The sequence below is a fragment of the Xenophilus sp. Marseille-Q4582 genome (assembly GCF_916700565.1).
In the GTDB taxonomy this organism is placed as follows: Bacteria; Pseudomonadota; Gammaproteobacteria; order Burkholderiales; family Burkholderiaceae_C; genus Xenophilus.
This window is the reverse complement of sequence record NZ_CAKAKO010000002.1, coordinates 461870-482736: the sequence shown is the minus strand read 5'-3', so window position 1 is coordinate 482736 and position 20867 is coordinate 461870. Positions and strand designations below refer to the sequence as shown.

The 20867-nt window shown below is 70.1% G+C and carries 20 protein-coding genes; 12 read left to right on the top strand and 8 right to left on the bottom strand.

All coding sequences use genetic code 11. From position 1 onward, the window contains the following. The first annotated feature begins 59 nt into the window (after positions 1 to 59). Entirely contained in the window at positions 60 to 1604 is a 1545-nt protein-coding gene (locus LG388_RS07500; RefSeq protein WP_225782236.1) for a sensor histidine kinase, read from the top strand. Between the two features lie 12 nt (positions 1605 to 1616). Here the strand turns inward: LG388_RS07500 and LG388_RS07495 are convergent, their stop codons facing one another. The 6 genes from LG388_RS07495 to LG388_RS07470 form a co-directional block, all read right to left on the bottom strand. Next, a complete protein-coding gene (locus tag LG388_RS07495; protein WP_225782235.1) occupies positions 1617 to 1790 on the bottom strand; it encodes a sporulation protein in 174 nt (57 codons plus the stop codon). A 72-nt stretch (positions 1791 to 1862) separates the two neighbouring features. After that, a complete protein-coding gene (locus tag LG388_RS07490) occupies positions 1863 to 2693 on the bottom strand; it encodes an enoyl-CoA hydratase-related protein (protein ID WP_225782234.1) in 831 nt (276 codons plus the stop codon). A gap of 109 nt (positions 2694 to 2802) precedes the next feature. Then, positions 2803 to 3759 carry a hypothetical protein gene (locus tag LG388_RS07485; RefSeq protein WP_225782233.1) on the bottom strand — a complete coding sequence of 319 codons (957 nt, stop codon included), beginning with the start codon at positions 3757 to 3759 and terminating at the stop codon, positions 2803 to 2805. An 86-nt stretch (positions 3760 to 3845) separates the two neighbouring features. Then, positions 3846 to 6341, bottom strand: coding sequence for a TonB-dependent receptor (locus LG388_RS07480; RefSeq protein ID WP_225782232.1), 2496 nt, complete (start codon positions 6339 to 6341; stop codon positions 3846 to 3848). 205 nt (positions 6342 to 6546) lie between these two features. Continuing rightward, on the bottom strand, positions 6547 to 7602 hold the full coding sequence (locus tag LG388_RS07475) for a FecR domain-containing protein (RefSeq protein ID WP_225782231.1): 1056 nt from the start codon (positions 7600 to 7602) through the stop codon (positions 6547 to 6549). Then, positions 7599 to 8105 carry a sigma-70 family RNA polymerase sigma factor gene (locus LG388_RS07470; RefSeq protein WP_225782230.1) on the bottom strand — a complete coding sequence of 169 codons (507 nt, stop codon included), beginning with the start codon at positions 8103 to 8105 and terminating at the stop codon, positions 7599 to 7601. The genes LG388_RS07475 and LG388_RS07470 overlap by 4 nt, the downstream gene beginning before the upstream one ends. A gap of 88 nt (positions 8106 to 8193) precedes the next feature. Between LG388_RS07470 and LG388_RS07465 the strand changes: the two genes are divergently transcribed. The 11 genes from LG388_RS07465 (at position 8194) to LG388_RS07415 (ending at position 18344) form a co-directional block, all read left to right on the top strand. Continuing rightward, positions 8194 to 9120, top strand: a complete 927-nt coding sequence (locus LG388_RS07465; RefSeq protein ID WP_225782229.1) for a LysR substrate-binding domain-containing protein — start codon at positions 8194 to 8196, stop codon at positions 9118 to 9120. 137 nt (positions 9121 to 9257) lie between these two features. Then, positions 9258 to 10331 carry an ABC transporter substrate-binding protein gene (locus LG388_RS07460; protein ID WP_225782228.1) on the top strand — a complete coding sequence of 358 codons (1074 nt, stop codon included), beginning with the start codon at positions 9258 to 9260 and terminating at the stop codon, positions 10329 to 10331. After that, positions 10328 to 11131 (top strand): ABC transporter ATP-binding protein, encoded by an 804-nt coding sequence (locus LG388_RS07455; protein ID WP_225782227.1) that lies wholly within the window; start codon positions 10328 to 10330, stop codon positions 11129 to 11131. The genes LG388_RS07460 and LG388_RS07455 overlap by 4 nt, the downstream gene beginning before the upstream one ends. After that, on the top strand, positions 11121 to 12023 hold the full coding sequence (locus LG388_RS07450) for an ABC transporter permease (RefSeq protein WP_225782226.1): 903 nt from the start codon (positions 11121 to 11123) through the stop codon (positions 12021 to 12023). The genes LG388_RS07455 and LG388_RS07450 overlap by 11 nt, the downstream gene beginning before the upstream one ends. 54 nt (positions 12024 to 12077) lie before the next feature. After that, positions 12078 to 12479, top strand: a complete 402-nt coding sequence (locus LG388_RS07445; protein ID WP_225782225.1) for a cupin domain-containing protein — start codon at positions 12078 to 12080, stop codon at positions 12477 to 12479. Positions 12480 to 12621: 142 nt separating this feature from the next. Then, positions 12622 to 13515 (top strand): DMT family transporter, encoded by an 894-nt coding sequence (locus LG388_RS07440; RefSeq protein WP_225782224.1) that lies wholly within the window; start codon positions 12622 to 12624, stop codon positions 13513 to 13515. Positions 13516 to 13627: 112 nt separating this feature from the next. After that, entirely contained in the window at positions 13628 to 14836 is a 1209-nt protein-coding gene (locus LG388_RS07435; RefSeq protein ID WP_225782223.1) for an ABC transporter substrate-binding protein, read from the top strand. Between the two features lie 145 nt (positions 14837 to 14981). Next, positions 14982 to 15902 carry a branched-chain amino acid ABC transporter permease gene (locus LG388_RS07430; RefSeq protein WP_225782222.1) on the top strand — a complete coding sequence of 307 codons (921 nt, stop codon included), beginning with the start codon at positions 14982 to 14984 and terminating at the stop codon, positions 15900 to 15902. Then, complete coding sequence (locus LG388_RS07425; RefSeq protein ID WP_225782221.1) at positions 15899 to 16855, top strand: branched-chain amino acid ABC transporter permease; 957 nt, start codon at positions 15899 to 15901, stop codon at positions 16853 to 16855. The genes LG388_RS07430 and LG388_RS07425 overlap by 4 nt, the downstream gene beginning before the upstream one ends. Beyond that, positions 16852 to 17637: an ABC transporter ATP-binding protein gene (locus LG388_RS07420; RefSeq protein WP_225782220.1), complete on the top strand. Its 786-nt coding sequence runs from the start codon at positions 16852 to 16854 to the stop codon at positions 17635 to 17637. The genes LG388_RS07425 and LG388_RS07420 overlap by 4 nt, the downstream gene beginning before the upstream one ends. Further along, a complete protein-coding gene (locus tag LG388_RS07415; protein WP_370630115.1) occupies positions 17634 to 18344 on the top strand; it encodes an ABC transporter ATP-binding protein in 711 nt (236 codons plus the stop codon). The genes LG388_RS07420 and LG388_RS07415 overlap by 4 nt, the downstream gene beginning before the upstream one ends. 75 nt (positions 18345 to 18419) lie before the next feature. On the opposite strand, the gene LG388_RS07410 is transcribed toward LG388_RS07415, so the two are convergent. Further along, complete coding sequence (locus LG388_RS07410; protein ID WP_225782219.1) at positions 18420 to 19652, bottom strand: branched-chain amino acid ABC transporter substrate-binding protein; 1233 nt, start codon at positions 19650 to 19652, stop codon at positions 18420 to 18422. Positions 19653 to 19854: 202 nt separating this feature from the next. Next, positions 19855 to 20742, bottom strand: a complete 888-nt coding sequence (locus LG388_RS07405; RefSeq protein WP_225782218.1) for an acyl-CoA thioesterase II — start codon at positions 20740 to 20742, stop codon at positions 19855 to 19857. Positions 20743 to 20867: the final 125 nt, after the last annotated feature.

Sequence of the window (20867 nt, the reverse complement as noted above, 5' to 3'; positions counted from 1 at the left end):
GCTGGGCGCCGCGCGTGCCACCCGCCTGCGGCCCTGGGCCCTGACGCACTCCATCGCCGATGAAACTCTTCCAGCGCGCCCAGAACTCGCTGTTCGGCGAGATCCTCGATTCCCTGCTCGCGCCCGCGCTGCTGGTGGTGCTGATGAGCATCGGCGTGACCTGGCTGGTGGCGCGCGGCATCGCCAACGCGCCATATGACCGCATCCTCACGCACAACGTGCGCGCCCTGGCCGAGGACGCGATGCGCGCGCACGACCGCGGCACCACGCTGCACGTCACGCCCACGCTGCTGGCCGCGCTGCGCGGCGACGAGTCGGACCACATCTGGCTGCAGGTGCTGGACGACGACGGCCGCCGCCTGGCCGGCGACACCCAGATGCCCGCGCCGCAGTGGTCCGACACGCCCATGCCCGGCGTGGTCTACCTCAGCGACGCGCAGATCAACGGCATGGCGGTGCGCATCGCCCAGCTGCGCGTGCGCGTCGACGCCAAGGCGCCCGCCGCGCCGGGGGAACTGCGCAGCGAGGAAGCCCCGCCGCTGCGCTTCGGCCCCGACGGCTTGGCACTGCAGGAAGCCGCGCCGCCCGCCGCGGCCACGGAGCGCACCCTGCTCGTGCAATTGGCCGAAACGCGCATCAAGCAGGCCAGCCATGCCAGCGAGATCATCACCGGCGTGCTGCTGCCGCAGTTCGCGCTGCTGCCGCTGGCCGTGATGCTGCTATGGATCGCGCTGGCGCGCGGCATCAAGCCGCTGTCGGTGGTGGAAGAGCGCCTGCGCGAGCGCCGGCCCGACGACCTGAGCCCGATCGACGAATCCACCGTGCCGCTGGAAGTGGCGCCGCTGGTGTCGGCGCTCAACGTGCTGCTGGGCAAGCTCAGCGACTCGATGGCGACGCAGAAGCGCTTCCTGGCCGATGCGGCGCACCAGCTGAAGACGCCGCTGGCGGGCCTGCGCATGCAGGCCGACCTGGCACTGCGCGAAGCAGCCGACGCGCAGGCGCTCAAGCAGTCGCTCAAGCAGATCGGCCGCTCCAGCGTGCGCGCCACGCACACCGTGAACCAGTTGCTGGCGCTGGCACGCGCCGAAGGCGGCATCGGCACCCTGGCGCGCCACCCCTGCGATCTGGCCAAGCTGACGATGGAAGTGGTGCGCGAGATGCTGCCGCGCGCCATGGACAAGTCGCTGGACCTGGGCTACGACGGCGCTGAGCCGGGCTCGGCCGGCGTGGTGGTGGAAGGCAATGCGGCGCTGCTGCGCGAGCTGATCCACAACCTGCTGGACAACGCGATCAACTACACGCCCTCTTCGGCCACCCAGCCCGGCGTGATCACGGCGCGCGTGCTGGCCGACCCTTTCGGCCACGTGCTGCTGCTGCAGGTGGAGGACAGCGGGGCGGGCATTCCCGAGTCCGAGCGCGAACTGGTCTTCGAGCCCTTCTACCGCGTGCTGGGCAACGAGGCCGACGGCTCGGGCCTCGGCCTGCCCATCGTGCGCGAGATCGCCCACCAGCACCGGGCGCAGGTGCTGCTGGAGGATGCGCACCCGGGCCAGACGCCGCCGGGGACGCGCTTCACGGTGCGCTTCGACACGGCGCCGCCTTGACGGCGGGGCGCCTCAGCGCGCGGGCGCGGCGGCTGGCTCCACCTTCAGCCATTGCGGCTGGATCTGCTGCGTGAGCCGCTGCGGCTCGCGTTCGGCGGCCTGGCGCGCCGATTCGTCGGCGCGCGACCAGAGGAAGTAGCCGACGTTGGCCAGCACGAGCACGGCGAAGAGGGCACGCAGGATCATCCGCGCATTGTGTCACCGCCGCCGCGATGCCCCGATGAAGGGGCGGCGCTGCGGCGGGCGGCGCGCGGCCGCTCAGCGCCCCTGGAACACCGGCTCGCGCTTTTCCACGAAGGCCCTGGCGGCCTCGCGGTGGTCCTCGGTCTGGCCGCAGTGGATGTGGTGCGTGGCTTCCAGGTCCAGGCAGTCGTGCAGCTCCCCGCCGGCCAGCGCACGGTTGAGGTTTTCCTTCATGTAGCGGTACGCCACCGTCGGGCCGTTGGCCAGGCGCTGCGTGATCTGCAGGGTTCGCTCGGCCAATTCCTCAGGCGCACAGGACCAGTTGGCCAGGCCCAGCCGCACGGCCTCGTCGGCGCTCACGCGCTCGCTCAGGAAGTACAGCTCGCGCGCCTTGGCCGCGCCCACCAGCTGCGTCATGAAGTAGGTGCCGCCGTAGTCGCCCGAGAAGCCCACGCGCGCGAAGGCCGTGGTCATGATGGCCTTGCTGCTCATCAGGCGCAGGTCGCAGGCCAGCGCCAGCGCCAGGCCGGCCCCGGCCGCGGCCCCGGGCAGCACGGCCAGCGTGGGCTTGGGCATCTTGAACAGGCGGCCGGCCGTTTCGCGCTGGTTCACGCGCTGCAGGTGGATGGCCTCGTCGATGGTGCGCGGGCCCACCGTGCCGTCGCCCGAGGCGGCCATGCCCTTGACGTCGCCGCCCGCGCAGAAGCCGTCGCCGGCGCCGGTCAGCACCACGCACTTGACGGCGGGATTCAGCTCGGCCTGCGCCAGCTGCTGCGCCAGGGCCTGGTTCATCGCGCGCGTCATGGCGTTGCGCGCCTCGGGGCGGTTCAGGGTCAGCGTCAGCACGCCCGCTTCCAGCGAGGCGAGCAGTTCAGGGGTGCCGGTGTCCAGCGCAGTGGCAGTCATTCGTCATGTCTCCGTCAAGAAAGGGAAGCGGCCGGGCGCACGCCGGCGCCCGGTGGCAAAGGCGACAGCGCCTTCGCGAGCAGCAGCGGGGATCCGCCCCAGGCAGCGCTCAGGCTTTCAGGCCCAGCGCCTTGGCCTCTTCCTCGTAACGCGGGTACGAGGCCTTCATGGTCGCGCCGTTGAGGATCATCTCGGCCACGAGCTTGCGTGTGGGCAGCTCGTAGACCTTCGTGCGCACCCACACCGACTCGGTGCGCGCGCTTTCGGACAGGGCGATGATCTCGCGCTCCAGCGCATAGTCCTGGTCGACGAACAAAGGGCCGTCGATCAGGCGGATCTCCTGCCCCGCGAACAGGCCCACGGCCGGCTTGCGGCCACTGAGTCCGGCTTCGGCGATGGTCGAGCCCAGCAGCACGCTGATCATCTCGGTGGGGATGATGGGGCGGCCCCAGGGCGAGGTCTTCGCGCCCTCGGCCGTGTACCAGGCGCTGGGCTCGGTGATGACCTTGAGCTTGTCGTTCAGCGTGAAGGGGTAGTGGTCGCCCATGTGCTGGTCGAAGCCCATGCGGATCGACTCAGGCTTCGCGCCGCGCTGGCCCACCTTCAGGTCGCGGTTGATCACCAGCCCGGTGGCCGGGCGCAGCCTGGCGATGCGCTGCTGCAGCTCGTGCGGATGCGCATTCGCGTCGCCAATGGAGGCGCTGCCCGTGAGCACGGGCGTGCCGTCGGCCTTCTCGGCGAACAGGCGCACGAAGGTCGCGCCCGGCGCAGGCCGCTCGACGAAGGCGCGTACCGATTCGCCTTCCACCACCATGTTCTGGTAATGGGCGCTGATGCAGCCGGTGCGCAGCCATTCCTCGCCGAAGGTCTGGAACAGCAGGGGATCGAACTGGCTGAAATGCGTGGGCCCTTCGATGGGGCCGGCGCGCAAGCCCAGGCCCTCGGCCATCGCGTCGTCATGGATGGACTTGTGGCCGTCGTACTTCTGGTCGGCCAGCATCTGGCGCGGCTGGCGCAGCGCGCCGCACAAAAAGGTCGCCGTCTGGGCGAAGGGGTCAGCGGACATGCGCGGGTCTCCGGATTCAGGAACAGCGCGCATGTTGGCCCAAGCCCGCGCGCAACGCTGTCACGCGCGGCGCACGGGTGGCGGCGTCAGAAGGTCGAACGCAGCGTGACCGACACCTTGCGCGGCTCGCCGTAGAAGTTGCCGGCACCGGTGGCGATGGCGCGGAAGTAGGTGCGGTCGAACAGGTTGCTCACGTTCATCGACACCGAGGTCGAGGGCGTGATGCGGTACTGCGCATGCAGGTCGGTGACGGCATAGCCGCCCTGCATCACCACGCGGCCGGAGCCCGTGTTGTAGGTGCGGCTCTGCACGTTCACGCCGCCGCCCACGCTCCAGCGGCCCAGCTCGCCGGGCAGGCGGTAGTTGGCCGCCACGCGCAGCAGGTGGCGCGGCGTGCGGCTGCTCAGGGGCTGGCCCTGGGTGTTGCGGTCGCGGACCATGGTGGTGCTGTTGTAGGTGTAGCCGGCAAAGGCCTGCAGGCCCTTCATCAGCTCGCCCGACAGTTCCAGCTCGAAGCCTTCGCTGCGCGTCTCGCCCGTGGCGATGGAGCAGTAGGTGCCCGGCGTGCCCCCAGTGGTGTGCGGGCAGGGGCTGGGGCCGTCCACGTCGTTCTGCGCGCGGTTCTTCTCGTCGATACGGAAGATGGCCAGCGAGGCCATGGCGCGGCCCTCGAACAGGTCGCGCTTGATGCCGATCTCGTAGCTGGCGCCCTGGCGCGGATCGATGATCTCGCCATAGCGGTCGATGTTGTTCTGCGGCTGGAAGATGTCCGCATAGCTGGCGTACAGGCTCGTGGCCTTGTCCAGCTCGTACACCACGCCGGCATAGGGCGTCACTTCGCGGTCGATCTTGTAGCCGGCGCGCGAGGTCTGCAGCCACTGGGCGTTGTAGACCCGCTTGTCGTAGTCGTACCAACTCACGCGGGCACCCAGGATGACCTTGAGCGGATCGGTCACATGCAGGCGTGCCATGCCATAGATCGCCTTCTGGTCGAAGCGCGTGCGGTTGTTGTAAGCGCTGTTGTAGATGCCCCGCGGCGGGTCGTACATCGCCGCCGGGTTCCACACATAGGGGTTCGCATTGTTGTAGTTCGGCCCGATCAGGCCGCCACCGTCGGTACGCACGTCACCATCGCGCTGGCTGGCCCCGAACACCAGTTCATGCTTGCGGCCGAACAGCTGAACCGGACCGGACGCCGTCAGCTCCAGGCCCTTCTGCTTGTCCATGTAGTCGTACTCGGAGCCGGTCGAGATGTTCAGGCCGCGGCCGGTCAGCGGGTCGTAGTTGCCCGTGTAGTAGGACTGCCGGAAGTCGTACAGGTGCATCTCCGCGTAGGTCAGGTTGGCCTTGAGCTTCCACTCGTTGTCGAAGCTGTGCTCCAGCTCGGCGAAGTAGCTGGTGTTGTCGCGGCTCCAGCGGTTCCAGGCGCCGCCCAGCTTGGTGGAGCGCGGCAGGTACCAGGGCAGGTCACCGCGCGGGCTGGCCGGCAGGCCGTACCAGGAGCCGGTGGTCTTCTGGTCCTGCCAGGTGGCACCCACGGTCAGGCGGGTGCTGGGCGTGAGGTCCGCCTCGACCACACCGTACACCGTCTTGCGGTCGTCGAAGTAATAGTCCTGAAAGGTCTTCTTGTCGTCGTTGGCGACCACCAAACGGCCGCGCACCTTGCCCGAGGCGACCAGGGGCGCGGAGATGTCAGCCTCGGCGCGGTACTGGTCCCAGCGACCCACGGTGAGAGCCGCGCTGCCGGCGAATTCGGCCAGCGGGCGCTTGCGCACCATGTTGATGGACGCCGAGGGGTTGCCCGAGCCCTGCAGCAGGCCGGCCGAGCCGCGCAGCACCTCGATGCGGTCGAGCAGCAGCATGTCCGTCTGCACCAGCATGCCGCCCGTGTCGGGCGAAGGCTGGAAGGCCATGCCGTCGAACTGCAGCGTGTCCACGCTGTGGCCGCGCACGTTGTAGCTCATGCGGTCCGGGTCGCCCATGGTGATGGTGACGCCGGTGCTGGCACCCAGCGCCTGGTCCAGCGTGCGCAGGCCCTGCGCGTCCATGCGCTCGCGCGTGATCACGCTGACCGACTGCGGGATCTCGCGCAGCGATTGCGTGCTCTTGCCAATGGTGGCCGAGCGGCCGGACCAGCTGCCCGAGCCCTCGGTAGAGGCGTTGCGCTCGGCCGTGGCCTGCACATGCGTGGTGGCCAGCACCGGCGCCGAGCCCTCTGGCGTGACGACGGTCGTGGCCGCCTCGACCCCGGCCGCGCGGCGCAGCGTGAGCACGCCGCTGCCGGTGCGCACCAGCTCCAGGCCGCTGCCGACCAGCGCCTGCTGCAGCGCGGCTTCGGGCGTCAGCTGGCCCTGTACGGCGTGCGCCTGCAGGCCGCGCACCAGTTCGGAATCGACCGACACGCGCACGCCGCTGCTGCTGGCGATGCGCGCCAGCGTGATGTTGAGCGGCTGGGCCGGCAGGTTGTAGGCCTGGGTGGCCAACACGGGCGCGGCCGTCTGGGACAGGGCCGGCAGGCTGGCGAAAGCCAGGGCCATCGCGAGGGCCAGGGGGGCGCAGCGTGGCGGGAAGAGCGCAGACATGTGAAGGAAATCCGGGAATGCGGGTGGACGAAGGAAGGGGTTCAGGGCGCGTTGGGAGCGCCTCTTCCCTTGCATGAGCCACGAGCGCGAAAAAGTGACAGGCTGCGCTTCGAATATTCTGGAGAAATGAAGGAGGCCGAAGAGACGCGCAGACACGGCGGCTCGGCCATACCTCCTCCCTGACCTCGCAACAGGCGCGCGGCGATCAGCGTTGCGGCTCGATGCGCACCAGCCAGTCCGCCGCGTGGCGGTACACCTCGATGGGCATGGTCTCCGCCAGCGCCGTGAGCGCGGCATCCACATCGTCGAGCGGGAAGGCGCCGGTCACGCGCAGGCGCGCCGCCTCGGGCGCGACACGGATCAGGCCGCGCCGGTAGTGGCGCAGCGCGGCCACCACCTCGCCCAGCGACGTGTCCAGCGCCTCGAACATGCCACGCGACCAGGCGGCGGCAAAGCTGGCCGGGCCGTCGGCGGCTTCGCGCACGATGCGCTGACCGTCAAAGCGGGCGGCCTGGCCCTCATCCAGGCGTTCGGCCACCGCACCTGCCGTCGGCGTGCGCAGTTCGACCGCATGTTCCAGCACCAACGCCAGGCTGTCGTGCGCGTCCTGCCGCACCAGGAAGCGCGTGCCCAGCGCCTGCACCTGGCCATGCGCGCTTTCGACGACGAAGGGCGGTGCATCCGCGCCCGCGGGATGCACCTGCACGATCAGCTGGCCGCGCCGCAGCCGCACCCAGCGGCGCGCCCGGAAGTCCACGTCCACCGCGCTGTCGGCGTCCAGCAGCGGCGAACTGCCGTCGTCGAGCGCGAAGCGCTGGCGCTCGCCGATGCCGGTGCGCAGATCGGCCATCACGTCGGGCACCCAGCCCACGCGTGAGCCCGACACCATCAGCCCCGCCCCCACGCCGACGCCCGTGAGTGCCAGGGCGCCCTGCAGCAGGCGGCGGCGCTGCTGCGTGGCGCGCTGCGCGCGGTTCATCAGGCCATCCATCCAGTCCGCCTGGCCGCGTTCGGGGGCCGCGCCACCGTCGAACACCTGCCCCACCGAAGCCTGCAGGCCGGCCCAGGCCTGCACATGCCGCTCATCGGCGGCCAGCCAGCGCGCGAAGGCGACGCGCATGTCGGGGCCGACCTCGCCCGAGCGCAGTTCCACCCACCAGTCGACCGCCGCTTCGGTGGCATCGGCGACCGACAGACGCGTGTGCAAGGGGGACGGCGCCGCGCGCGCCGGGGAGGTCGCCGAGGTCGGGCGGGCGCTCATGCCTGCGTGGCCAGCAGGCAGGCGCGCAGCCCCTGCGCCATGTACTGGCGCACCGAACTGACCGACACGCCCACTTCCAGGGCGATCTCGGCGTAGGTCAGGCCGTCGAGCTGGCTCAGCAAAAAGGCGCGCCGCGCGCGTGGCGACAGCGTGTCCAGCGCCTGCGCGATGCGCTCCAGCTGATGCAGCAGCGCCACGCGCTCCTCGGCCGACGGCGCCACCGCTTCCGGCAGCGCGGCCAGGCTGTCGAGGTAGGCGCGCTCCAGCTCGCGCCGGCGCCACTGCCGCACGAGCACGCTCTTGGCCACCGTGGTCAGGTAGGCGCGCGGCTCGTCCAGGCCGCGCACGCGCTCGTAGCCGATCACGCGCACGAAGGTCTCGGAGGCCACGTCTTCCGCCTCGGCGCGGTTGCGCAGCCGCTGCTGCAGGCGGCCCAGCAACCAGGAATGGTGATCTTGGAAGAGGACGCCGGCGGCCGCAGCGTCCGCGGGCGTCAGAGACATCGGACTCTTCACTGCAAATAAGAATTGTTATCAATTTTAGCCTGAGGCCATACCCGCGCGTCGCGCATGGATCTTGCGTGGGCGCGGAATGGACCTTCGTCAATTGCGCTACTTCGTGGCGGTCGCGGACACGCTCAGCTTCCGCCGCGCGTCCGAGCAGTTGCACATCGCGCAGCCGGCGCTGAGCCGGCAGATCCAGCAGTTCGAGCAGCAGCTGGGCGCGCGCCTGTTCGAGCGCGACAAGCGTTCCGTCAGCCTCACGGCCGCCGGCCTGGCGGTGCTGGAACACGCGAAGGGGCTGCTGTCGCAGGTGCACGGCCTGCCCGCCATCGCGCAACGCGCCGCGCAGGGGCAGAGCGGGCGCCTGCGCATCGGCTTCATCAGCCTGGTCGCGTACGAGTACCTGCCGGCGCTGGTGCGCGCCTTCCGTGCGCACCTGCCGCAGGTGGACGTGCGCATGCACGAGTTCCCGGTGATGGAGCAGTACGCGCCGCTGCTGGAGGACCGCTTCGACGTGCTGATCCTGCGGCCACTGGTGCCCGATCCGCTGATCGCGCTGCAGGTCATCGACCACGCCCGCTTCGTGGTGGCGCTGCCGGCCCATCACCCGCTGTGCAGCCGTGCGCAGCTGCGGGTGGGCGACCTCGCGAACGAAGAATTCATCTCGCTGCCGCGCGCGGCCCATGGCCCCAGCTTTCAGGCCCAGATCCTCGGCTTCTGCCGCGCGGCGGGCTTCTGCCCGTCGGTGCTTCGCGAGGTGGGCGACTCGCAGGCAATGATGGGGATGGTGGGCGCCGGCATGGGCGTGGCCATCGTGCCCGAGCCCGTGCGCCACCTGCGCACGGCCGGCGTGGAGTACCGGCGCCTGTCCGACCTGACACAGCGCGCCGACATCGCACTCGCCTGGCGCAGCGACAGCAGCAATCCGCTGATCGAGCCCTTCTCCGTGGCGGCCACGCAGGCCTTTCCCGGGCCAGCCCGCGCCCCGTCCCGCCAGCCCGCGCTCTGCGCCTGATGCCGCCGCGGCATCACAGGCCGCTTCAAACGGTATTGGCCCATTCGGCGGGCGCCTTTCACACTGCATCCGCAGCAGGCCGCATCGCCATGCCGCCGCGACACCTCCGCCTTTCCCCACCCTCGCAGGAGCGCCCCATGACCCTTCCGTCCCCCACGCAGCCCATGCCCGTCCTTCGCCGCCGCCAGCTCATGGCCGGCCTGGGCGCCACGGCCCTGGCCGGTGCCTGGCCCTTCGCGCCCGCCTGGGCCCAGCGCGGCAAGTTCGGCAATGCCGAGTGCGGCATCGCCAGCATCGACCCGCTCTACGCCATGGTCTACGTGGGCGCGAAGAACGGTTACTTCGCCGATGCGGGGCTGAACCTCAAGCCCATGAACGCGCAGAGCGGCCCGCGCGCCAAGCAGATGCTGGCAGCCGGCCAGATCTTCGCGGCCGTCTCGGGCGTCAACGACGCGGTGTCGCTCACGCTGGCCGGCAAGCAGGCCGTGCTGGTGGGAGGCTTCGACACGCGCATCCCCTTCGCCAACATCCTGATCAGCAAGAAGCTCTACGACAGCGGCGTGCGTGACATCCAGGGCCTGGCCGGCCGCTCCATCGGCATCACGCAGCCGCAGTCGGCCACCTGGCTGATGGCCGTGTACCTCAGCGACCGCGCCGGCATCAAGGACAAGGTGCAGATCCGCCCGCTGGGCGACTTCGCCACCATGCTCGGCGCCGTCAAGAGCGGCTCGGTGGACTGCTGCACCGCCACCTACTCCATGCTCAACAAGGCGCAGGCCGAAGGCTGGGGCGTGCCGCTGTTCGACGTGACCGACACCGCCAAATGGAACACGGCCTTCGGCGGCGACATCCCGGGCGTGGGCATCTACGTGATGAAGGACAGCATCGACAAGCGACCCGAGGCCGTGCAGGCGCTGGTGACCGGGCTGTCCAGGGCCACCGACTACCTGCACAAGACCTCCGCCGAGGAGGTGGTCGCGCTGATCGGTGCCGAGTACCTGCAGGGCTACGAGCGCCAGCTGTCCATCGACGCCGTGACCAACTTCAAGAAGGTGTGGAGCCCCGACAACCTGATCGGCCCGCAGCACTACGAGCGGCTGATGGCCGTGATGGGCGACGGCCGCCAGATGAGCGCCGAAGACGCGGCCCGGGTGCCCTACGCGAACATGGTCGACATGCGCTTCGTCAAGGCCGCGCGGGGGCTCGCATGATCGACATCCAGCACATCAGCAAGGCCTACCTCAGCGCCACGCGCGAGACCTGGGCCATCGGCGACGTGTCCTTCACCGTGCGCAAGGGCGAGTTCGTCTGCATCGTCGGCCCCAGCGGCTGCGGCAAGAGCACGCTGCTGAACATGGTGGGCAGCTTCATGGCGCCCAGCGCGGGCAGCATCGCCATCGACCGCATTCCGGTGGTGCCGGGCACCATTCCGCACCGGCTGGGCTACATCTTCCAGAAGGACACCGTGCTGCCCTGGTACACGGTGGGCCGCAACATCGGGCTGGGGCTGAAGTTCCGCGGCCATCCGGAGCAGAAGATCGCCGAGAAGGTCAGGCGCCTGCTGGCACTGGCCAACCTGTCGGGCTGCGAGGACATGCTGCCGCACCAGCTTTCGGGCGGCATGCGCCAGCGCGTGGCGCTGCTGATGACGCTGGCCTGCGAACCCGATGTGCTGCTGCTGGACGAGCCCTTCGGCGCGCTGGACAGCAACACCAAGATGACGCTGCACCACGAGCTGCTGGACATCTGGCAGAAGCTGAGCCAGACCGTGATGATGGTGACGCACGACCTGGACGAGGCCGTGACCCTGGCCGACCGCGTGATCGTGCTGTCGGCCCCGCCCAGCCGTGTGGTGCTGGACCATCACGTCGACCTGCCGCGCCCGCGCGACGTGTTCGCGCTGCGCGACTCCGAGGCCTTCGGGCGCAACGTGCGCGCCATCTGGAGCGTGCTGGGCCGCGAGTTCCAGGCCGCCCAGGGTGCGAGCCGGGAGGTGTCCCATGTCGCCTGAGACCCTGGCCGCACCGGCCCTCGCGCAGGCCACCCAACAGGCGTCGTCGCAGCGCATCCAGCAGTTCGCGGCCAGCGCGCGCCAGGCCGCGCGGCGCGAAGCGCTGATCGTGCTGGGCTGGCAGTTGGCCCTCTTCGGCGGCCTGCTGGCCCTGTGGGAGAGCCTGACGCGCGTGCCCTGGTTCGTGGAGAACACCTTCATCGATCCCTTCTTCGTCAGCCGCCCCTCGCTCGTGATCCAGCGCATCTACGACTGGACGCTGGGCAGCCAGGCCGGCTTCGTGCTGCCGCACCTGAGCTCCACGGTGGTCGCGACGATGCTGGGGCTGGTGGTGTCGGTCGCGACCGGCTTCGTGGCGGGTTTGAGCCTGTCGCAAAGCCCGCGGCTGGCCCGCGTGCTCGGCCCCTTCATCACGGCGGCCAACTCGCTGCCCCGCATCGCCTTCGTGCCGCTGATCACCATGATCTTCGGCCTGGGGCTGCTGTCCAAAGTGGTGACGGCCTGGTTCCTCGTGTTCTTCCTGGTGTTCTTCAACACCTTCAAGGGCGGACAGAGCATCGAGCCGCACATCATCAATTTCTGCCGCACGCTCGGCGCCTCGCGCACGCATCTGCTGTGGAGCGTGCGGGTGCCCTACGTGATGGGCTGGATGTTCGCGGCCCTGCCCAACGCCGTGGCCTTCTCGCTGGTCGGGGTGGTGATCTCCGAGTTCGTCGGCTCCGACCGCGGCATGGGCTACCTGATCATCACCTCGCTATCCACGCTCAACGCGACCGACATGTTCGCCACCATCACCGTGCTGTCGGTGCTGGGCGTGGCCCTGGTGGCCGCCATCCGGCAGTGCGAAAGCCGCCTGATGCGCTGGACGCCTGAGTTCCGGGAAGGGCAATAGCCGCGCCCGTTCCGCTTTCCGCATTCCCGTCCCCCCACACACAAAGGAGTCACCATGGACGCAAGCACCCTGGACCGGCCGCGCAAGGCGCAGCCCACGATCGGCGGATCGATCTACATCAAGCCCGACACGATGGAATGGAAGCCCACGCGCTTCGAGAAGGTCTCCATCAAGGTGCTGTACGAGAACGCCGGCGAGGGCGAGATGACCTGCCTGCTCAAGCTGGAACCCGGCGCCTTCATTCCCTTCCACAAGCACCCGGAGCTGGAGCAGACCTTCGTGCTCAGCGGCTCGGTGGAGGACCACGACGGCATCGCGCTGCAAGGCGACTACATCTGGCGCAAGCCCGGCTCCTTCCACGACAACAAGTCCGACACCGGCGCGGTCGTGCTCGCGGTCTACCGCAAGCCCAACATCTTCTTCCACGCCACCAAGGGCGAAAGCGCCGGCTTCTGAAGCCGGCCCGGGCCGGGCCGCGCACCGCCCCTCGAAGGGCGGAGCCGGCCCGTCTCGCCTGGCCGGGGCGAAGCACAGCTTCTCGCTCGGCGCGTCACCCCGGGGCCAGCGGGCCGGCGCGCGGCTGGCCACAATCGGCGCCATGCCCACCCTCACGCCGCGCCAGTTCGCCCTGCTCATTCCGCTCACCCTGGTCTGGGGCCTGAACTGGCCCGTGATGAAGCTGGGGGTGATGGACTTCCCGCCGCTCACCTTCCGCATGCTCTCGCTCTGGCTGGGCGTGCCGGTGCTGGGCCTGGCGCTGGTGGTGATGAAGGTGCCCTTCCAGGTGCCGCGCCGGCACTGGCCCGAAGTGCTGTGGCTGGCCGCCACCAACATGTTCGTCTGGCACGCCTGCATGATCGTGGCGCTCAAGGAGCTGTCGAGCGGGCGCGCCGCCATCCTGGGCTACACCATGCCCATCTTCTCGGCGCTGATCGGCGCGCTGCTCTTTTCCACCCGGCTGTCGGCGCGCGCCTGGCTGGGCGTGGGCGCGGCCGGGCTGGGTGTGGCGCTGCTGCTGTGGCACGAGTTGACGGGCTTGGCCGGCAAGCCCGCCTTCGTGCTGCTGGCGCTGGTGGCGGCTGCCACCTGGGCCGTGGGCACGCAGCTGCTGCGGCGCACGGCGATGCCGGTGCCCACGCTCACGCTGTCCTTCTGGATGACCGTGCTCACCGCCGTGGTGCTCACGGCCCTGTCGGCCTTGCTGGAGCGCCCGCAGTGGAAGGCGCCCAGCGCCGCCACTTGGGGCGCCGTGGCCTACAACGCCGTGCTGATCTTCGGCTTCGCGCACGCGGCCTGGTTCGCGCTCGCGCGGGGGCTGCCGCCCATCGCGTCCACGCTCAGCGTCATGTTCATCCCGGTGCTGGGCGTGTTCAGCGGCGCGCTGTGGCTGCGTGAGGTGATTCACTGGCAGGACTGGGCGGCAGTCCTGCTGATGGTGCTGGCCATCGCGGCCGTGCTGTGGCCCACGCGGCAGGCGGTGCCGGCGGAGTAGGCACCTGGCCGTGTTCGGGCGGGCACTGATCGTGCATGGCCCACGGGGCGGCTACAGTCGCGTGCCGGCCCGCGTCGGCACCCCTTTCGTCCCACCAGGAGCCTGTCCGTCCATGCGTGCCCCTTCTTCGCTGCCTTCGCGTCCCCTCCTTTCGCGCACGCTGCGCACCTTCATGCTGACGGCCGCCGCCCTGGCCGCGGGCGCAGCCCTGGCGGCGCCGGTCAAGGTTGGCATCGCGCTGGACATTTCCGGCCCCTTCGCCGCGCTGGGCGCCGAGGCGCGCGACGGCTTCAACCTGGCGATCAAGCAGATGGGCGGCCAGCTCGGCGGCCAGCCGGTGGAGTACGTGCAGGCCGACATGGCCGGCAGCCCCGACCAGGCCAAGCAGCTGGTGGACCGCATGATCCAGCGCGAGAAGATCGACCTGTTCACCGGCCCCATCGGCTCCAACGTGGCGCTGGCCGTGGGCCCCACGCTGTTCCAGGCCAAGGTGCCCTACCTGTCGTCCAACGCCGGCCCCAGCCAGTTCGCGGGCGCGCAGTGCAATGCCTACTTCTTCGGCACGGCCTACCAGAACGACCAGTTCCATGAAGCGGCCGGCAAGTTCGCGCAGGACAAGGGCTTCAAGAAGGCCGTGCTGATCGCGCCCAACTACCCCGCGGGCAAGGACGCGCTGGGCGGCTTCAAGCGACAGTTCAAGGGCCAGGTGGCCGACGAGCTCTACACCAAGCTGGGCCAGATCGACTACGCGGCCGAGCTCGCGCAGCTGCGCGCGGCCAAGCCCGATTCGGTCTACTTCTTCCTGCCCGGCGCGATGGGCATCAACTTCGTCAAGCAGTTCGTGGGCGCGGGCCTGTCCAAGGACATCACGCTGGTCACCAGCGGCTTCTCGGCCGACGAGGACGTGATCGGCGCCGTGGGGGACCCGATGCTGGGCCTGTTCAACACCTCGCACTGGGCACACGACCTGGACAACGCGGCCAACAAGGCCTTCGTGGAGGCCTTCCGCAAGGAATACAACGGCCGGTACCCCTCGCTGTACGCCGCGCAGGCCTACGACGTGATCCTGGCCATGGACGCGGCCGTCAAGCAGGCCGGCGGCAACGCCGCCAACCGCGAGGCGGTGATCGCCGCGCTGAAGAAGGCCAACTACGCCTCCACGCGCGGCGCCTTCAAGTACGCCAACAACCACTTTCCCGTAGAGAACTTCTACCTGCGCGTGATCGGCAAGGACGCGCAGGGCAGGATCACCAACAAGACGGTGAGCACGCTGCTGACGAACTACGGCGACAGCTACGCCAGCAAGTGTGGGATGAAGTAAGCCACGGCATGAAACGCCTTCCAAGTCGGCGAGCGCAGCGAAGCCTCCAGGGCACCCGTGGAACGGGCTTTGCCCGGCCACTGGGTGCGCCCCCCTCGCGCAGCGGAGGGGGGAGCCGCGAAGCGGCCTGGGGGGTGTCTCGCCAATGACCGGCACGCTCGTTCTTGAGCAACTGCTCAACGGCATCGGCTACGGCCTGATGCTGTTCCTGCTGGCCGCCGGCCTGACGCTGGTGTTCGGCATCATGGACGTGCTGAACCTCGCGCACGGCTCGCTGTTCATGGCCGGCGCCTACCTGGCGGCCGAGGCGCACACGCGCACCGGCTCCTTCACGGCCGCCATCGTGTTCGCCGTGCTGGCCACTATGGCGCTGGCGCTGCTGCTCGAGGTGCTGCTGATGCGCCGCCTGTATGCGCGCGACCACCTGGCGCAGGTGCTGGCCACTTTCGGCGTGATCCTGATCGCCGACGACCTGGTGAAGATGGCCTGGGGCCCCTCGCCCGTGATGGCGCCCACGCCGCCCGCACTCAGCGGCCCGATCGAGATCCTTCCCGGCCTGCCCTACCCGGCCTACCGGCTGCTGATCCTCGGCGCCGGCGTGGCCGTGGCGCTGGGCCTGTGGTGGCTGGTGAACCACACGCGCATCGGCATGCGCGTGCGCGCGGGCGCGTCGGACCGGCCCATGGCCGAATGGATGGGCGTGCGCGTGGGCCGCATCTTCAACGGCGTGTTCCTGCTCGGCGCTGCGCTGGCGGCGCTGGCCGGCGCGCTGATGGGGCCGCTGGTGGCGGTGCAGGTGGGCATGGGCGAGCAGATCCTGATCCCGGCGCTGGTGGTGCTGGTGATCGGCGGCATCGGCTCGGTGCGCGGCGCTTTCGTGGCCGCGCTGCTGGTGGGCGTGGTGGACACCATCGGCCGCGCCTTCCTGCCCATGGCGCTGCGCGCCACCCTGCCGCCCGCCACGGCGGCCGACCTGGGTCCGCTGTTCGCCGAACTGGCCATGTACGCGCTGATGGTGGGCGTGCTGATCTTCCGGCCCGCGGGCCTGTTCTCCCCCCGGACATGAAGCGCTCGACCCTGCTGTGCCTCGCGCTGCTCGCCGCGCTGGCCGCCTTCCCGCTCCTCGCGCCGCTGCTGGGCCTGGAGTTCTACGTGAACTTCGTGCGACGCGTGCTGATCGTGGCGCTGGCCGCGGCCAGCCTCAACTTCATCCTCGGTTTCGGCGGCATGGTGGCGCTGGGGCATGCGGGCTTCATCGGCGTGGGTGCGTACACGGTGGTGGCGCTGACCGAGGCGGGCATCGCTTCGGCCTGGCTGCTGTGGCCGGCCGCGATGGCGGTGGCCGCCACCATCAGCGGCCTCATCGCGCTCGTGGTGCTGCGCACGCGCGGCGTGTACTTCATCATGAGCACGCTGGCTTTCGCGCAGATGCTGTACTTCTGCGCCGTGGCGCTGCGCGCCTATGGCGGCGACGACGGCTACACGCTGACGAGCCGCCCCACCTTGCTGCCCGGCCTGGACCTGGGCCACGAGCCCACCTTCTACTGGGTGGTGCTGACGCTCGTGGTGCCGCTGCTGTGGCTCCTGCATCGCGCCACACGCGCGCGCTTCGGCCATGCGCTGAGGGGCATCCGCGACAACGAGACGCGCATGCGCGCGCTGGGCTACCCGGTGTTGCGGCTGCAATGGGTGGCCTTCGTGCTGGCCGGCGCCATCGCCGGGCTGGCGGGCGCGCTGCTGGCCGCCGGCAACAACTTCGTGAGCCCCGCCACCCTGCACTGGACGCAATCGGCCACGCTGGTGGTCATGGTGGTGATCGGCGGCCTGGGCCGCAGCTGGGGCGGCCCCGTGGGTGCCGCCGTGTGGCTGCTGCTGGAGGAAGTGCTGAAGCTGCATGCCGAGTACTGGCACCTGCCGCTGGGCGTGTTGCTGGTGGCCGTCGCGCTGTGGGCACCGCGGGGCCTCGCGGCGCTGGCCGGGCGTCGGAGGCCTGCCCATGACACGGAGCCTGCGCCATGACCACCGATGCGCTCTTTCGCATCGACGGCCTGGTCAAGCGCTTCGGCGGCCTGCTGGCGACCGACCATGTCACGCTCGCCATCGCGCCCGGCGAGGTGCATGCGCTGATCGGCCCCAACGGCGCGGGCAAGACCACGCTCATCCACCAGATCACCGGCCTGCTCAAGCCCGACGCCGGCCGGCTGTGGCTGGCCGGCCGCGACATCACGGCGCTGGCCGACCACCAGCGCGTGGCGGCGGGCCTGTCGCGCTGCTTCCAGGTCACGCGCGTGTTCGCGCGCAACACGGTGCAGGACAACCTGGTGCTCGCGCTGCAGGCGCATGCCGGGTCGAGCCTGCGCTTCTTCGCCCCGCGCACGCGGGAAGCCGGCCTGTACGCGCAGGCGCGCGAGCTCGCGGCGCGCGTGGGCCTGGACCAGGTGCTGTCACGCGAAGCCGGGACCCTGCCGCACGGCGCGCAGCGCACGCTCGACGTGGCGCTGGCCCTGGCCGCCAAGCCGCGCCTGCTGCTGCTCGACGAACCCATGGCGGGCATGGGGCCGGAGGAATCGGCCCGCATGGTCGAACTGATCGAATCGCTGCGCGGCAATGATGGCGAAAGGTGCGCCGTGCTGCTGGTGGAGCACGACATGGACGCCGTGTTCCGCCTGGCCGACCGCGTGACGGTGCTGGTGCAGGGGCGTGTGCTGACCACCGGCACGGTCGACGCCGTGCGCGCCGATGCGCGCGTGCAGGCCGTCTATCTGGGCGCCGAAGACATCGCCACGGAGCCCGCGCCATGAGCGGCCTGCTCGACGCCCAGGGCCTGGAGGCCGGCTACGGCGCCAGCCAGGTGCTGTTCGGCATCGACCTGCAGCTGCAGCCGGGCCAGGTCACGGCCCTGCTGGGCCGCAACGGCATGGGCAAGAGCACGCTGCTCAAGGTGATCAGCGGCGCGCTGCCGGCGCGCGCGGGCCGCGTCCAGTTCCTGGGCGCCGACATCACGAACGCGCGTGCGGACGCCATCGCGCGGCGCGGCATGGGCATCGTGCCGGAGGGGCGGCACGTCTTCCCCAACCTCAGCGTGGATGAACACCTGCGCGCCTTCGCCCGCACGCGCGAGGGCGAGCCCGCACGCTGGACGCCCGCGCGCCTGTACGAGCTCTTTCCGCGCCTGGCCGAGCGGCGCGGGAACGCCGGCCATCAGCTCTCGGGCGGCGAGCAGCAGATGCTGGCCATCGCCCGCGCCCTGTCCACGCACCCGCGCCTGCTGATCCTGGACGAGGCGACCGAAGGCCTGGCGCCCGTGGTGCGTGAAGAGATCTGGCACTGCCTGGCGCGCCTGAAGGCCGAGGGCGAGGCCATCCTCGTGGTCGACAAGTACGTGCGGCGCCTGCTGCCGCTCGCGGACCAGCACGTGGTCCTGGAGCGCGGCCGCGTGGTGTGGCGCGGCGACTCGGCCGCGCTGGACGCGGACCGCTCGCTGTGGGCACGCTACCTGGGCGTGTAGCGGCCGCCCGCGCGCCGACGCCACGCCGCAAGGACGGCCGGTAATGAAAAAGCCGGCCGCGATGCGCGGGCCCGCTTATGGCCGCTTCATGTCCGTGCAGGTGTTGGGCAGCATCGCGTCCTTGGCGTCGATCTTCTTGGCCGTGTACACGCCCACCCCGGTGTTCTCCAGGTCGTACTTCACGCCCTTGTCGCCCACCTTGGCAAAGGTCTGCACGTACAGGTCCTGCTGCAGCTGGTGGTCGTCCGGGCGCATCCACACCTCGCCCACGTCGCTCTTGTAGCGCATGTTCTCCAGCTTGCGCGCCACGTCAATGGCCTTGGTGGACTTGGACTGGCGCATGGCCTCGGCCAGCATCTCGAGCGAGGTCTTGGCGCGCAGCAGCAGAAAGTCGCTCTTGAACTGCTTCTTGAAGTCGTTGGCGAAGGCTTCGGCGCCGTTGTTCTCGACGTTGGCATGCCATTCGGACAGGCTGAACACGGTGCCGATGCCGCTGTCCTGCAGCACGGTGGGCACGCCGACGGTGTTGGCGTACAGCGTGTAGATGTTGACCTTCAGGCCCGCTTCCTTGATGGCCTTGATGAGCAGCGTGAGGTCGTTGCCCCAGTTGGTGGTCATCACCGTGTCCGCGCCCGAAGCCTTGATCTTGGCGGCATAGGGCGCGAAGTCCTTCACGCGGCCCAGCGGATGCAGGTCGTCGCCCACCAGCTCCAGGTCGGCGCGCTTCTTGGGCAGCATCTCGCGGAAGGCCTTCTGCGCCTGGTAGCCGGCCACGTAGTCCTGGTTGATCTGGTGCACCTTCTTGATCTCGGGGCGCGCCGCGATCGCCGACGTGATCGCGTTCATGCTCATGTCCACGTTCTGGATGAAGCGGAAATGCCAGAAGGTGCACTTCGGGCCCGTCATGTCGGGGTCGAAGGCCGAGTAGTTCATGACCAGCATCGGCTCCTCGCCGCGCGCGACCATCTTCTGCACCGCGTCCACCAGCGCGGCCGTGACGTTGGAGCCGTTGCCCTGGAACACGTAGCGCGCGCCCTTGTCGTAGGCGGCGCGCAGCGCGCTGGCGCTCTCGTTGGCGCTGGACTTGCCGTCGAAAGGCAGGATCTCGATCTTCTGCCCCAGCACGCCGCCCTTGGCGTTGATCTGCGCGGCCGCGGCCTGGAAATGCTGCAGCTGCAGCTCGCCCACGTTGGCGAAGGGGCCCGACAGCGGGTCGATGTAGGCCACCTTGATCTGGGCCAGCGCCGGGGCGGCGAGGAAGGTGGTCAGTGCGGCGGCCAGGGCCGCGCGGCTTGCGCGCTTGAACATGGGTTCTTGTCTCCTGCGATGAATCTTCTTGCGGGCGACGGCACGGCCTGTGCCGCCGCCGGCAGTACATCACCGCAGGTCCGCGGCGCCGAGTCATCCACGCGACTTGGAAGGCGCGCGGCCATTCATTCGGTGCATGGTCGGCCATTCGCCGCGCGTGCCCCGCGGCCGCGGCGCCAGGCGCGGGAAAGCCGCCCGAACGTCAGGGCATGGGCTTTTCGAGGATGCGCAGCATGCCCTCCTGCGCCGTGGAGGCGACCAGGCGGCCGTCGCGCGTGAACACGCTGCCGCGGCACAGGCCGCGCGCACCGCTGGCACTGGGCGAGTCGATGACGTAGAGCAGCCAGTCGTCGAAACGGAAGTCGCGGTGGAACCACATCGCATGGTCCAGGCTGGCCGCGCGCACCCGCCCGGACATGAAGCTGTAGCCGTGCGGCACCATCGCCGCGCGCAGCAGGCCGTGGTCGGAGGCGTAGGCCAGCAGCGCGCGATGCACCATGGGGTCGTCGGGCAGCGGCGCCACGGCGCGCATCCAGATGGCGCTGCCGCCCTCGCGCGGCTTCGGCGCCAGCAGGTCGTCGTCTTCCACGCGGCGGTATTCGATGCCGTGCGGCTGCACGCCCTTGACGCGCCAGCGCGCGGGCAGGCGCTCGCCCAGGGCCTGGCGCTGCTCCAGCTCGCTGGGCAGGCCTTCGGGGCCGGGCAGCCCGGGCATGGGCAATTGGTGCTCCAGGCCCTGGTCCACGGTCTGGAAGGAGGCGGCCATCTCGAAGATGATGCGGCCCTGCTGGCGCGCCAGCACGTGGCGCGTGGTGAAGCTGCGGCCGTCGCGCACGCGGTCCACGCTGTAGTCGATGGGCGCGTGTTCGCCGGGCAGCAGGAAGTAGGCATGCATCGAATGCACGGGGCGGTCGGGCTCGACCGTCAGGCTGGCGGCCATCAGGGCCTGCCCCAGCACCTGGCCGCCGAAGACCGCCGGGGTGCCGATGTCTTCGCTCTGGGCGCGGAAGCGGTTGTCGTCCACCTTCTCCAGCCGCATCAGGGCGACCAGGTCCTCGACGAGGCAGGCGGTGGCGGGAATTTCGGTCATCGTGTCGCAGGCAATCAGGAAAAGCCCTGAACATAGCAAAGCCCGGGCCGCTGCGCGCCGCCCGGGCTTTGGAGATGCGCGTTTCAGGGTCTGCAGGAGCCCTTCGAGCCCCTGGCGCTGTCGCG

What these genes read in the sequence shown, in the direction of transcription:
- LG388_RS07500 (WP_225782236.1), top strand. Translation starts at nt 60, where the DNA reads ATGAAACTCTTCCAGCGCGCCCAGAACTCGCTGTTCGGCGAGATCCTC.
- LG388_RS07495 (WP_225782235.1), bottom strand. Translation starts at nt 1,790, where the DNA reads ATGATCCTGCGTGCCCTCTTCGCCGTGCTCGTGCTGGCCAACGTCGGC.
- LG388_RS07490 (WP_225782234.1), bottom strand. Translation starts at nt 2,693, where the DNA reads ATGACTGCCACTGCGCTGGACACCGGCACCCCTGAACTGCTCGCCTCG.
- LG388_RS07485 (WP_225782233.1), bottom strand. Translation starts at nt 3,759, where the DNA reads ATGTCCGCTGACCCCTTCGCCCAGACGGCGACCTTTTTGTGCGGCGCG.
- LG388_RS07480 (WP_225782232.1), bottom strand. Translation starts at nt 6,341, where the DNA reads ATGTCTGCGCTCTTCCCGCCACGCTGCGCCCCCCTGGCCCTCGCGATG.
- LG388_RS07475 (WP_225782231.1), bottom strand. Translation starts at nt 7,602, where the DNA reads ATGAGCGCCCGCCCGACCTCGGCGACCTCCCCGGCGCGCGCGGCGCCG.
- LG388_RS07470 (WP_225782230.1), bottom strand. Translation starts at nt 8,105, where the DNA reads ATGTCTCTGACGCCCGCGGACGCTGCGGCCGCCGGCGTCCTCTTCCAA.
- LG388_RS07465 (WP_225782229.1), top strand. Translation starts at nt 8,194, where the DNA reads ATGGACCTTCGTCAATTGCGCTACTTCGTGGCGGTCGCGGACACGCTC.
- LG388_RS07460 (WP_225782228.1), top strand. Translation starts at nt 9,258, where the DNA reads ATGACCCTTCCGTCCCCCACGCAGCCCATGCCCGTCCTTCGCCGCCGC.
- LG388_RS07455 (WP_225782227.1), top strand. Translation starts at nt 10,328, where the DNA reads ATGATCGACATCCAGCACATCAGCAAGGCCTACCTCAGCGCCACGCGC.
- LG388_RS07450 (WP_225782226.1), top strand. Translation starts at nt 11,121, where the DNA reads ATGTCGCCTGAGACCCTGGCCGCACCGGCCCTCGCGCAGGCCACCCAA.
- LG388_RS07445 (WP_225782225.1), top strand. Translation starts at nt 12,078, where the DNA reads ATGGACGCAAGCACCCTGGACCGGCCGCGCAAGGCGCAGCCCACGATC.
- LG388_RS07440 (WP_225782224.1), top strand. Translation starts at nt 12,622, where the DNA reads ATGCCCACCCTCACGCCGCGCCAGTTCGCCCTGCTCATTCCGCTCACC.
- LG388_RS07435 (WP_225782223.1), top strand. Translation starts at nt 13,628, where the DNA reads ATGCGTGCCCCTTCTTCGCTGCCTTCGCGTCCCCTCCTTTCGCGCACG.
- LG388_RS07430 (WP_225782222.1), top strand. Translation starts at nt 14,982, where the DNA reads ATGACCGGCACGCTCGTTCTTGAGCAACTGCTCAACGGCATCGGCTAC.
- LG388_RS07425 (WP_225782221.1), top strand. Translation starts at nt 15,899, where the DNA reads ATGAAGCGCTCGACCCTGCTGTGCCTCGCGCTGCTCGCCGCGCTGGCC.
- LG388_RS07420 (WP_225782220.1), top strand. Translation starts at nt 16,852, where the DNA reads ATGACCACCGATGCGCTCTTTCGCATCGACGGCCTGGTCAAGCGCTTC.
- LG388_RS07415 (WP_370630115.1), top strand. Translation starts at nt 17,634, where the DNA reads ATGAGCGGCCTGCTCGACGCCCAGGGCCTGGAGGCCGGCTACGGCGCC.
- LG388_RS07410 (WP_225782219.1), bottom strand. Translation starts at nt 19,652, where the DNA reads ATGTTCAAGCGCGCAAGCCGCGCGGCCCTGGCCGCCGCACTGACCACC.
- LG388_RS07405 (WP_225782218.1), bottom strand. Translation starts at nt 20,742, where the DNA reads ATGACCGAAATTCCCGCCACCGCCTGCCTCGTCGAGGACCTGGTCGCC.